This is a genomic window from Sphingomonas sp., assembly GCF_031380695.1.
Lineage (GTDB): Bacteria > Pseudomonadota > Alphaproteobacteria > Sphingomonadales > Sphingomonadaceae > Sphingomicrobium.
In genome coordinates, this window is sequence record NZ_JANMWY010000149.1 from 16308 (window position 1) to 28299 (window position 11992).

Sequence of the window (11992 nt, forward strand, 5' to 3'; positions counted from 1 at the left end):
TTATCTTATCTATAATGTTAAGCATAAAAGAGATTGAAAACAATAATTTATGCGCGTGATCTCGACGCCCATGCTAGCTTATGGATGCACAAGAGCTTCACGCTAAGTGTTTTAGGAGCAGAGGATCGCACGGTCGAATCCTGTCATCGCGACCATCATCGGCGTACCTGAGCGAAGGCTGAACTGCCCCTTGGCGCGTGCCGCCCCGCCCGCTATCGCTCCCTCATCCGGGGCAGGGCCTGTAGCTCAACGGTAGAGCCGGCCGCTCATAACGGCTTGGTTGGGGGTTCGAATCCCTCCGGGCCCACCGGCATCCTCAGCACCAGGTCGCGCGGTTCGACCTCGATGCGGCAGCCGACGAGCTGCGCCAGCCCGGCGGCGAGGCGAAGCGACAGGCCGGCCTGCTCGTCGGCAAACAGCGCGTCGGCATCCTGTCGCTCCGCCCCTTCTCCTTCCAGCGCGCGCGGCCGGGTCATGCGCAACGCGACTTGCCCGCCCTCACGCCGGGCCGACAGCAGCAGCGTCTCCCCCGCCGCTGCTGCCGCCAGCACCGCCCCCGCGAACCGCTCGGCCAGCCGGTCGGCGAGTGGCGCCTCGAACGTCAACGCACCCAGCCCTTGCGGAACATCGACCGCGACCGTCACCTGCGTTTCGCTAGCCCGCGCGCGAATCCGCTCCGCGACCACGCCGAGCACCACCGATGCATCGCTGTCTTCGACCGCCCCGTCCCCGCCACCGCGCAACCGCGCGGCAAGGTCGAGGTCGTGAATCGCGGCCAGCAGCAGCTGCGCCTGGTCGACAATCTCGGCCGCGCGCCGCCGGTATCCGCTCTGCGCCGGCCCAAGATATTGGCCGTCGATGATCTCGGCGAAACCGATGATGGCGTTCAGCGGCGTCTTGATCTCATGGACCAGCTCGCGCAGCGTCGCCGGGTCGATCGGGGCGCGCGGGGCGGCGATGGTCGACGGGCTCAGCGCCTCGACGCGGCGGGCGATGCCGCGATACCCGGCGAACCGGCCGTCATCGCGAGCGAACGCCGGCACCCCACTGATCAGCCAGCGCCCCCCGGCAGTGCCGATGTCGGGCAGCGCGAGCGCCGCGTCGCGGAAGGGTGCGCGCCGGGCGAAGGCGCGCTCGGCGGCGCGATCGACCCCCTCTGAGCCATCGGCACGGGCGATCGAGCGGCCGATCATCGGCCCGCGCGAGATGCCTTCAACCCAGTCGATCTCGCCCCCCGGGCCGCATTCCCAGCGGAACAGCGCGGGCGAGTCCGGTGCAGCCGACGCAGGTCGGTCGACCATGACCGGCGCTGGCGCGGCGGGTGTCGGCGGGGATTGCGGAGCAGGCAAGGGCAACGCTGGCGGTTCGACAAGCGTCACCTCGTTGCCAGTCTCGTCGCGCGCTGCGCGGGCCGTCCGCAACTGCTCGATCCGCGCGACGACCTCGCCGATGCTCGGCACGCTGTCGTGGAGCGGCGGCAGCGTCGGCAGCGGCGCGGCGTCCGGCGGCGATCCGGCTTCGCGAGTTGCCGAAGCGGTCGCTCCGCTTCGTCCCGGTGGCGGATACAGCGCATCGAGGAAGCGCGCGACATCGGGCGATGCGGCCGCGCGCACGGCGGGTTCTGGCGCCTGACTCAACAGCGGCGCGGCGACGTCGATCGTGTCGGCCACGAACAGTCGAAGGAGTGCCGGGGGAAGTATCCGTCCTGCGACTGCTCGGGCCGCTGCGGCCCGCAGCTCGACCGGGACATCTTTTTGCCCCGCGTGGATCGCGGCCAGCGCGGTGGTCAGGTTCCCGCTTTGCTCGTCCGGGCCGGCGCGCGACACAAGATCGACCAATTGGCGCCAGCGCACCGCGCGGTCATGCGGGTGCGACGCGTCGAGTGACAAGACAGTGGCCAGGCGGTCGTCGAACGTCACGTGCGCAATTTGCCCTCATGCCGGATGCGTGCGCGCCAGCCATGCGGGGGTCGTTAATTTCGCGACAGGGCCAGTCCGTTAACCATCCCGCTTTGGCACAGTGAGGGCAAGTCCCCGATGGGACGCGAAAAAGGGGCGCCGGCTCCGCGCCGACGCCCCTTGTTAGTGTTAATCGCCTTGCCGCTCAGGCGCGCCCGGCGACATAGGTCAGCCAATATTTGGCGATCTCCGAGTGGAGGCCGCCGGCGGCCTGAAGCGAGGCGGTCGCACCTGCCTTGTCGCCCGACATCGCCAGCGCCATGCCAAGGCGCAGATTGGCAAGGTCCTTGTCGACACCGGGCTTGCCCAGCGCCGCGCGATAGAGCGTCGCCGCCTGGGCATAGTCGCCCCCGTCGAAGAAGCCGTCTGCAGCAAGCATTGCCGGGCGGGCGGTCGGCGCCCCCAGCGCCGTCTTGCCTGCCGTGACCAGCAACGCCTGCTCGCCGGCCGACTTCGTCTTGGCCAACGTCGCCAGCTGCGCGACCGACGGCATGGTCATCTTGATCGTTCCGCCGGCGGCACCTTCCTGCAGCAGCACCAACGCCTCAGACGGATAACCGCGGTTGATCAGAGTCTGCGCCCAGCCGACATAATCGCCCTCGCCCGAAAGCGACTTCGTCGCCCGGGCCAGACGGAACATGTCCATCAAGGCCGAGCGCTCCAGTCCGCTGTTGTTGCGATAGATATTGATCGCATCGCGCCAATGCCCCGGCGTCGGCGACGCCGCGACCCACTCACGGGAATAGGCGTACACCGCCGGGCTCTTGATTTCATAAGCGCGCGCAACGCGGGCCTGAAGCCAGGCTTCGGGCACGGGCGTGCCGGCGGCGCGGGTCTTGTCGATCGCCTGCGACAGGCTGATCACGCTCTCCGCCACCTTCTGCTGCTGGAAGAGTAGCTCAGAACGCAGCACCAGCGCGTCGATATTGCCAGGCTCAGCCGCGACAACATGATCCAGTGCTTGCGTCGCTGGAACAAGTTGCTTGCCGGCCATCAATTTCTGCGCCGCGAAGAGATAGATTTTCGTCGTTTCCGACGACGGTGCGCCATTGGCCGACATCAGGTCGGCAGCGGCCGTCAGACCGACCGCGTCATCGGCATCGATCGCCGCCTGCAGCAGCATTGTCCCAATCGCGTAGCGGTCGTCGGGCGTCTTGGCCACTGCCTGCGCAGCGGTTGCAAGCCCCGGGATTGCAGCAGCGTTCTTCGCCTTGACGGCGGTCTGCAGCGCGAGGATTGCGGGCTGTGCCTTTTCCGACAGCTTGAGCTGGCGCTGCGAACCCTTCCCGGCGGTGGTCGACTTGCTTTGATCGCGGCTCGGCGCAGCTGTCGATGGAGCCGACGCGCTGGCGCCATATTGCGCGAGCGCGGCCGACGGATATGCCAGTGCAGCGGCAATTGTCAGGGCTGATGCCGTACTAACGGCGCGGGCATTAAAGTTCATCCTGGTCTCCTGTTGTCGCATCTTGGGCGGACGATGTTCGATGATATCGCGCCATAGACCTATTGCCCGCAGGCGAAAAGTCCATGCCGTCCGCGGAGGGCCTTCGTCGGGCCCGCCTGAATGGCCTTTGAACCAGTGGCTTGACCGATCGCTTTGACGGCCTCCGGAAGATTGTCTAGCCGGGCCGACATGCTCATCCTCCTCTCCCCCGCCAAGACGCTCGACCTGGCCAGCCCGTTCCCCGATCAGCCGAGCGAACCGCGCTTCGCCGCCGACGCCGCGCGGCTGGCCCGGGCCGCCGCCAGGCTCGGCGCGCCGAAGCTGGCCGAACTCATGCACATTTCGCCCAAGCTGGCGCAATTGAACGCGGCGCGGTTCAAGGGGTTCGCCAAGGCCGCGCCGCGTCCCGCGATCCGCCTGTTCGCCGGCGATGTCTATCGCGGATTCGATGCGGCGTCGGCCGAGCCGGAGGTGATCGACTTCGCTCAGGACCATCTGCGCATCCTGTCGGGCCTGTACGGGATGGTCCGTCCGCTCGACGCGGTACGGCCCTACCGGCTGGAAATGGGCACGCGCTGGGCGCCGAAGGGCGAGAAGCTCGTTGATCACTGGGGCCGGAAAGTCGCCCGCGCCTTGCTCGCCGACCTCGCCGATGACGGCTCCGGCACCCTCCTCAACCTCGCCAGTCGCGAGTATTTTGCGGTAGTTGGACCGTTCATGCCGAAGAAAGTCCGCGTCATCGCCCCCGATTTCCGCGTTGCAACCGCCAACGGTCTTCAGTTCCAGAGCTTCACCGCCAAGGTCGCGCGCGGCGCGCTGGCACGGTTCGCCTGCGACGGGCGGATCGCCGATGCGGCGGGAATCCAGACCTTCGATCGCGACGGCTGGCGCTTCGACACCGCCGGATCGACGCCCGCCATTCCCCTGTTCGTGCGCGACTGAAACGCCTCCGCAACGATCGGAACTGCTGCACCGCCGGCCCGTTGCCAATGGGTCGACTAAAGCGGTGGGGCCGTTTGAGGAGAGCATAAAATGCGCACATCTGCACTTGCGGCGCTTGCCGCCACCACCGCCCTGATTGGGGCTTGCACGACCATGAACCCTCCCGCGACCCGCGCCGAGGCCAATGCCGGGCTCAAGATGGCCAGTGCGGAAGGCAGTGTCTGTGGCACCTATGGGCTGATGGATCGCGACGGCAATGGCCACATCAGCAAGGCCGAGTGGGACGCCTATCGCGCCGGTGCCTACAGCGGCTGGGACAGTGACCGTGACGGCCGCATCAGTCGCGCCGAGTTCGAGCGCTGCTACGCCAGCAACGGCTTCTATGGCCCGGCTTATTACAAGAGCGATTACGCGACGAATTATTACAGCGCGTTCGACCCCGACAACACCGGCTATGTCACCGCCGACGACTTCTTCGGCGACAAGAGCTGGGTCGCGATCGATCGCAACGGCAATGGCGTCATCGACGACAATGAATGGACCTGGTGGGTGAAGTAACGCCCGCCAGTTTCGCCACCCCCACGCCCGTGCGTATTCGCGCGCGGGGGTGGCGCTTCCCTGCCTGATCGCCTAGGGTCAACACACGGTTAGGCGCTCGCCGATTCCGTTGGTTTTCCCAGCATCAGGACCACAGATTTTGGCCACGACCCCGCCGGTCGCAGACACCAGCGATATCTCCCCCATCTCGATCGTCGACGAGATGAAGACCAGCTATCTCGACTATGCGATGAGCGTGATCGTTGCCCGTGCGCTGCCCGACGTGCGCGACGGGTTGAAGCCGGTTCACCGCCGCATTCTCTATTCCGCCAGCGAGAACGGGTTCCTCTACAACCGCCCCTATCGCAAGTCGGCGCGCATCGTCGGCGACGTCATCGGTAAATACCACCCGCACGGCGACAGCGCGATCTACGAGGCGCTCGCCCGAATGACCCAGGACTGGTCGATGCGCGTGCCGCTGATCGACGGCCAGGGCAATTTCGGATCGATGGATCCCGATCCCCCCGCCGCGATGCGCTACACCGAGGCGCGGCTGGCCAAGATCGCCAACTTCCTGCTCGACGATCTCGACAAGGACACGGTCAACTTCCAGGACAATTACGACGGCAGCGAAAGCGAGCCGCAGGTCCTCCCCGCGCGCTTCCCCAACATCCTCGTCAACGGTGCCGGCGGGATCGCGGTCGGCATGGCGACCAACATCCCGCCGCACAATCTGGGCGAGGTCCTCGACGCCTGCCGCGCCTATGTCGCCGACCCCACGGTCACCTCCGAAGCGCTGATGGAGCACGTCAAGGGGCCCGACTTCCCGACCGGGTCGATCATTCTCGGCCAGGCCGGCATCCGCAGCGCCTACACTACCGGGCGCGGCTCGATCCTCCAGCGCTCGCGCCATCATGTCGAGGAAGGCCGCGCCGACAAGCGCTCGATCGTCCTCACCGAAATCCCCTATCAGGTCGGCAAGAACGGGCTGGTCGAGAAGATTGCCGAGGCGGTCAAGGACAAGCGTATCGAGGGCGTCAGCGACATTCGCGACGAGTCCAACCGGCTCGGCGTGAGGATCGTCCTCGACCTCAAGCGCGACGCCAGCCCCGAAGTCGTGCTCAACCAGCTGTGGCGCCACACCCCGGCACAGTCGAGCTTCGCCGCCAACATGCTCGCCATCCGCGGTGGCCGCCCCGAGACACTCGCGCTGCGCGACATCATCGAGGCGTTTGTCCGGTTCCGCGAAGAGGTCATCACCCGCCGCTCCAAGTATGAGCTGCTCAAGGCCCGTGAACGTGCCCATATCCTGCTCGGGCTGGTCGTTGCGGTGACCAACCTCGACGAGGTCGTCCGCATGATCCGCGGCTCGTCGAGCCCCGCCGTCGCCCGCCAGGCCCTGCTCGCCCGCGAGTGGGACAGCGAGATGATCCGGCCCTACATCAAGCTGGTCGAGGCGGTCGAACCGCAGGCCGCCGGTGCCACCTACAAGCTGTCCGAAATCCAGGTCCGCGCGATCCTCGAGCTGCGCCTCCACCGCCTGACCGCGATCGGCCGCGACGAAATCGGCAACGAGCTCGCCGGGCTGGCGGAGACCATCACCGGGCTTCTCGAAATCCTCGCCGACCGCGTCAAGCTCTACGCGGTGATGGTCGCGGAGTTCGACGCAGTCGACGCCGAATTCTCGACCCCGCGCAAGTCCGAGCTGGCCGCCGCGTTCGACGGCCTCGACGACGAGGATTTGATCGAGCGCGAGGACATGGTCGTGACGGTCACGCTGACCGGCTACATCAAGCGCACCCCGCTGGCCCAGTTCCGCGAGCAGAAGCGCGGCGGCAAGGGCCGCAGCGGCATGAACACCAAGGACGAGGATGTCGTTACCGAGCTGTTCGTGACCTCGACCCACAATCCGGTGCTGTTCTTCTCCAACCTCGGCCGGGTCTATCGCATGAAGGTGTGGCGCCTGCCCGAAGGCAATCCCGCCGCCCGCGGCCGCCCGATGATCAATCTTCTACCGCTGGCCGAGGGCGAGATCATCACGACCGTCCTGCCTTTGCCCGAGGACGAGGGCGAGTGGGAAGCGCTGCACATCATGTTCTGCACCGCCAAGGGCACCGTCCGCCGCAACCCGATGAGCGCCTTCACCAATATCCCCACCGCCGGCAAGATCGCGATGAAGTTCGGCGTGTCGGAGGAGGAAGGCGAGGAAGGCGATCCGACCGACCGGCTGATCGCCGTGTCGCTCCTGACCGAGGAAGACGATGTCTTGCTCGCGACCCGGAACGGCAAGGCGATCCGCTTCCTGTCGACCGACGTTCGCGAGTTCCAGTCGCGATCGTCGACCGGCGTGCGGGGTGTCCGACTGCTCGGCGACGACAAGGTCATCTCGATGTCGATCCTCCTTCGGGTCGGGACGAGCTCGGACGAACGCGAGGCCTATCTCCGCTCGCCCAAATGGCGCGACAACAGCAGTGCCGAAGGGCTGAGCGAGGAGCGCTATGCCGAGCTCGCCGACAAGGAGCAGTTCCTGTTGACGGTCACCGAGAACGGCTTCGGCAAGCGATCATCGACTTATGAATATCGCCGCACCAATCGCGGCGGCCAGGGGATTACCAACATCGTCACGTCGGACCGCAATGGCGGCGTCGTCGCCAGCTTCCCGGTGACGCCGGGCGAGCAGTTGATGCTGGTCACCGACCAGGCGAAGGTCATCCGCACCACCGTCGGCGACATTCGCCTCGCCGGGCGCAACACCGCCGGCGTCATGATCCTGCGCGTCGGCAAGGGCGAACACGTCGTCTCGGTCGCGAAGATCGACGAAAGCGAAGAGGAAGAGATCGAACTTGGTGCAGGCGACGACATCGCCCCGACCGATGACGCTGTCGTCGGCGACGATCTGGCGGAGGGCAGCCCCGAATAAGAGCTTCGTCCGTCAGTGGCCGCGAACCACAGGCACCAACGAGACGACCAGCAACGCGGCCGCTGTCCAGTTGAACGCGCGCAGCTTGGCGGGCTGGTCGAGGAAGCGGCGCAGATGCATCCCGATCGCGGTCCACAGCGCGACCGACGGCGCGGTTACCGTCATCGCCACCACGGCAACGAGCAGTGGCCCCAGCCACGGCCCGACCGGCGGCAGATAGGCCGACATCGCGGTGATCCCGAGTGTCCAACCCTTGGGATTGACCCACTGGAACGCCGCCGCCTGAAGAAAGGTCAGCGGCCGCCCCCGACCCTCTTCGTCCGCAGTCGGCGGTGCTGACGTCGCGATCTTCCACGCCAAGATCAGCAGATAGACGACGCTGACGACCTTGAGCACCAGCTGCAGCGCCGGAAACAGCGTAAACAGCCGCGCCAATCCCAGCCCGATCAGCCCGATCATCAGCCCGAAGCCGAGCGTCACGCCGACCATGTGTGGGAGGGTCTGCCGAAACCCGAAGCGCGTGCCCGACGACAGCAGCATCAGATTGTTCGGCCCCGGCGTAATCGACGAGGCAAGCGCGAACAACGTCAGCGCGGCGAGGGCATAAAGCGTCGTCATGCGGTCCCCATATCGCGGAAGTGCCGGATCGACTCGGCTATTTTCGGAAGTGCGCCGAACGGCGCTTAGCGGTTCGGCAGAAGCAGGCTGAACGAGTTGCCGACCGAGCGCGAGAAGCGGTCGTAGATCGCCCGCGCCGCCACGGCGATGCCGCGCTGGCGCTCTGTCCCGCCGCGCGCGAACAGCGCCACCGCGACTCGCCGACCGTCGGGCATGGTGATAAAACCGACGTCCCCGGTCAGCCCGTCGAGCGTCCCGGTCTTGTTCTCGACCCGCGTGCCATAGGGCAGCAGTGAACGGATGCGGTTGCTGCCGGTGGCACAGCGGCTCATCAGGTCGAGCAGGATCGAGCGGCTGGCCGGTTGCAGGACATTGCCCTTGTCGATCTGGCGGAGCAGCGCGATCATCGCCATCGGCGTCGCTGAATCACGCACGTCGCGCAGATCGCGCGGGCTGCGCAGCAATTGGGCGATCGTGCGGTCGATGCGGATGCCGGTCAGCCCATTCCAGCGCAGCCACGCTTGCACTGTCGACGGCCCACCAAGGCTGGCAAGCAATTGATCGGTCGCGATATTGTCGCTATGGATCAGCATCAGTTCCATCAGTCTGGCGGCGCTGCGCGATCCGATCATGTCGCCCATAGTGCGCTGGCCATGATCGACCTGGGTCAGATAGGTCGCGGCGATCGCCACCTTGACCGTACTCGCCATCGGGAACGGCGTGTCGCCATTGACGCTCAGCATCGTCCCGTCCTGAAGGTCGAGCGCGGCGACGCCATATTCACCCGGTCGCGCGCCGACAAGACTGCTGATCTGCCGCTCGAGCGACACCAGGTCGGGCGAACTGGCCGCGACCGCAGGCTGCGCGATAAACGCGAGCAATGAAATGAAAAGGCCTAGCTTTCGCATGGTCATAGCCTGCGTGAAGTAAGCAACGCGCAACTCCCCGGCAAGAGTCTTGTTTGCAACAGTCCCAAAGATAGTCGCCAAATGGTTACTGATTCCTGACTGAAACCTCTAAAGGCGAGCAGATGAATCATGACATCCACATTATCGGAGGCGGGCTCGCCGGGTCGGAGGCGGCTTGGCAGCTAGCGGTGGCGGGGCTGACAGTGCGGCTGTCGGAAATGCGTGGTGGCGGCGACACCACGCCGGCGCATGACAGCGACCGGCTGGCCGAGATGGTGTGCTCGAACAGCTTCCGCTCCGACGATGCCGAGAATAACGCCGTCGGCCTGCTCCACCAGGAAATGCGCACGCTCGGCAGCCTCGTGATGCGCGCCGCCGACCTCCATCGCGTCCCCGCCGGAAGCGCGCTGGCGGTCGATCGCGAGGCGTTCGCCGCCGAGATCACGCGAACGATCGAGGCGCACCCCAACATCGCCATCGTCCGCGAACGGATAGATACAATCCCCGACGGCCCGACGATCATCGCCACCGGTCCGCTGACCGCCCCGGCCCTCGCCGCCTCGATCGCCGACGTCACTGGCGCCGGCGCACTCGCCTTCTTCGATGCCATCGCCCCGATCGTCCACCGCGACAGTATCGATATGGACATCTGCTGGATGGCGGCGCGCTGGGACAAGGGCGGGAAGGATTACATCAACTGCCCGATGGACAAGGAGCAATACACCGCCTTCATCGCCGCGCTCAACGCCGGGGACAAGACCGAATTCAAGGAATGGGAGCGCGACACGCCCTATTTCGAGGGGTGCATGCCGATCGAGGTGATGGCCGAGCGCGGCCCGGAAACGCTGCGCTTCGGGCCAATGAAGCCGGTCGGCCTCGACAATCCCCGCACCGGCCGCTGGCCCTACGCTGTCGTCCAGCTGCGGCAGGACAATGCGCTCGGCACGCTGTGGAACATCGTCGGCTTCCAGACCAAGCTCAAGCACGCCGACCAGGTCCGCATTTTTCGCACGATTCCAGGGCTAAAGGAAGCGGAGTTCGCACGGCTTGGCGGGATCCATCGGAACAGCTTCATCCGCTCGCCCGAATTGCTCGACGCTACCCTGCGCCTCAAATCGCGCCCCAACGTCCGCTTCGCCGGACAGATCACCGGCTGCGAAGGCTATGTCGAAAGCGCCGCCATCGGCCTCCTCGCCGCCCGTTTCGCTAGCGCCGAGGCGCGTCGCGAACCGCTGTCCCCGCCCCCGCCCGAGACCGCGCTCGGCGCGCTGCTCGGCCACCTTACCGGCGGCGCAGTTGCGGAAACCTACCAACCGATGAACGTCAACTTCGGCCTGATGCCGCCGCTGACCGGCCCCAAGTCGAAGAAAGCGGATCGGAAGAAGATCTATACTGCACGAGCTCGCGACGCACTGGCGGCGTGGCTCGAACAGGCGCTCGAACCGGCCTAGCAACTACACCGCGTATGCGCCTTTCGCTTCGGCGCGGTTTCCGCATATTCCGTCGCCGTCAGCCAGCCCGAACGATCGTCGTCCGCGCCCTGGAACTTGCCGATCGTCTTGGCCGCCCATTCGTTGAACGACAGCGCGCCATTATGATCGGCGTCGAGCTTGGCGAACGCCTTCTGGCGCGGCGCAAGCAATTCCGCGGCGGTAATCTTGCCGTCGTCATCCTTGTCGACGCGGTGGAAGCGCTTCTGCTCGCGGGTCTTCTGGCTTGCCTCGGGCGCACCGGGCAGCTCGGGTAGTGCCGTCGCTGCGAACAGGCGGGCGCTAGTCGGGCCGAGGGCGGCCGGCGCGTCAGGCAGACTTGCTCTACTTTCGGCATGCCCCTGCCAGAACAGGACTCCGCCGGTAGTAGCGAGCAGGATGGCGGCAACGCCGACCATGATTCGTTTCATGGAATTCTCCGTCAGGACAACGGATTCGGCGCGGTCAGCCTAGGGCTGAACCGCGGTCGGTTCAATATGGATTAAAGGCGACCGGTAAGACGATGCCGGAGCAGCGCGAATGCGCGCGCCGGCGTGGCTTCCGGCTCGCGCGGATTGCGCAGCGCGAGGCGAGTCAGCGCGGTCAGCGGGCGCACTGTTCGGGGGAAGCGAACCGATTGTAACCGCTCCCTCGCCACCGCCATGGCGTCCGTCGGCACCGCCGTGCCGCGCCGCGCCGCATCGCCGAGCGCAAATGCCCTGCCCGCGTCGGCCAGCCCGGCATCGTCGGCCCCCAGCAACCGCCCCGCCAGCGCGAACAGCCGTTCCCCTCGCGTCGCCATCCGCTCCCAGTCGATCTCCTCGTCGAGCAGCGCCGCCCAGCCATCCTCAATCCCGGCGACATCCGCACCCGAAATCCCGCGATTTAGCAGTTCGGCCGCTACCGCCTGCAAGCGTGGTTCGCCCGGCGGCGGTGCCTGGTCGAGCCGCTCCAGCGCCGCCCGCCACCACGCCAGCTTGATCGCTCTGAGCGCCGGCTGGCTGGCGTTGACGACGACTACGCCCATGACATCGTCGATCCCGAACAGCGCATCGAACGCAGGGCGCAATTCGATCGGCCAGTAGACCCGGACCAGGTCGCGGTCGCGCATCACCTCACCGATAGCACACGCTCTTCGCCGCGGTGACGACATCGGCCGCTTTGAGCATCGCCAATTTCTCGAGGTTCGCCGCGTA

At 66.3% G+C, this 11992-nt stretch carries 11 protein-coding genes and 1 tRNA gene; 6 read left to right on the forward strand and 6 right to left on the reverse strand.

The genetic code is table 11. The features are described 5' to 3' along the window. The first annotated feature begins 235 nt into the window (after positions 1-235). Positions 236-307 (forward strand) — tRNA-Ile (locus RMN84_RS05700). On the opposite strand, the gene RMN84_RS12300 is transcribed toward RMN84_RS05700, so the two are convergent. Next, the gene (locus RMN84_RS12300; RefSeq protein WP_405051444.1) at positions 267-1301 is read right to left on the reverse strand and encodes a histidine kinase dimerization/phospho-acceptor domain-containing protein; all 1035 of its coding nucleotides are present in this window, start codon (positions 1299-1301) and stop codon (positions 267-269) included. The two genes, RMN84_RS05700 and RMN84_RS12300, sit on opposite strands and share 41 nt — an antisense overlap. Between RMN84_RS12300 and RMN84_RS05710 the strand changes: the two genes are divergently transcribed. Then, on the forward strand, positions 1300-1632 hold the full coding sequence (locus RMN84_RS05710; protein WP_309611232.1) for a hypothetical protein: 333 nt from the start codon (positions 1300-1302) through the stop codon (positions 1630-1632). The two genes, RMN84_RS12300 and RMN84_RS05710, sit on opposite strands and share 2 nt — an antisense overlap. A gap of 471 nt (positions 1633-2103) precedes the next feature. Here the strand turns inward: RMN84_RS05710 and RMN84_RS05715 are convergent, their stop codons facing one another. Continuing rightward, positions 2104-3402, reverse strand: coding sequence for a hypothetical protein (locus tag RMN84_RS05715; protein ID WP_309611233.1), 1299 nt, complete (start codon positions 3400-3402; stop codon positions 2104-2106). Positions 3403-3591: 189 nt separating this feature from the next. On the opposite strand from RMN84_RS05715, the gene RMN84_RS05720 reads away from it, so the two are divergent. The 3 genes from RMN84_RS05720 (at position 3592) to gyrA (ending at position 7801) form a co-directional block, all read left to right on the forward strand. Next, positions 3592-4344: a YaaA family protein gene (locus RMN84_RS05720; protein WP_309611234.1), complete on the forward strand. Its 753-nt coding sequence runs from the start codon at positions 3592-3594 to the stop codon at positions 4342-4344. Positions 4345-4434: 90 nt separating this feature from the next. Next, complete coding sequence (locus RMN84_RS05725) at positions 4435-4902, forward strand: hypothetical protein (RefSeq protein ID WP_309611235.1); 468 nt, start codon at positions 4435-4437, stop codon at positions 4900-4902. Between the two features lie 202 nt (positions 4903-5104). After that, positions 5105-7801: a DNA gyrase subunit A gene (gyrA, locus tag RMN84_RS05730; RefSeq protein WP_405051445.1), complete on the forward strand. Its 2697-nt coding sequence runs from the start codon at positions 5105-5107 to the stop codon at positions 7799-7801. Between the two features lie 12 nt (positions 7802-7813). Here the strand turns inward: gyrA and RMN84_RS05735 are convergent, their stop codons facing one another. Further along, positions 7814-8419: a LysE family translocator gene (locus RMN84_RS05735; RefSeq protein ID WP_309611237.1), complete on the reverse strand. Its 606-nt coding sequence runs from the start codon at positions 8417-8419 to the stop codon at positions 7814-7816. A 65-nt stretch (positions 8420-8484) separates the two neighbouring features. Further along, positions 8485-9300 (reverse strand): serine hydrolase, encoded by an 816-nt coding sequence (locus RMN84_RS05740; RefSeq protein WP_309611238.1) that lies wholly within the window; start codon positions 9298-9300, stop codon positions 8485-8487. 149 nt (positions 9301-9449) lie between these two features. Between RMN84_RS05740 and trmFO the strand changes: the two genes are divergently transcribed. Beyond that, on the forward strand, positions 9450-10778 hold the full coding sequence (trmFO, locus tag RMN84_RS05745) for a methylenetetrahydrofolate--tRNA-(uracil(54)-C(5))-methyltransferase (FADH(2)-oxidizing) TrmFO (RefSeq protein WP_309611239.1): 1329 nt from the start codon (positions 9450-9452) through the stop codon (positions 10776-10778). Here trmFO and RMN84_RS05750 read toward each other — a convergent pair. Then, positions 10775-11227 carry an EF-hand domain-containing protein gene (locus tag RMN84_RS05750; protein WP_309611240.1) on the reverse strand — a complete coding sequence of 151 codons (453 nt, stop codon included), beginning with the start codon at positions 11225-11227 and terminating at the stop codon, positions 10775-10777. The two genes, trmFO and RMN84_RS05750, sit on opposite strands and share 4 nt — an antisense overlap. A 71-nt stretch (positions 11228-11298) precedes the next feature. Then, entirely contained in the window at positions 11299-11907 is a 609-nt protein-coding gene (locus RMN84_RS05755; protein ID WP_309611241.1) for a hypothetical protein, read from the reverse strand. Between the last annotated feature and the right edge of the window lie 85 nt (positions 11908-11992).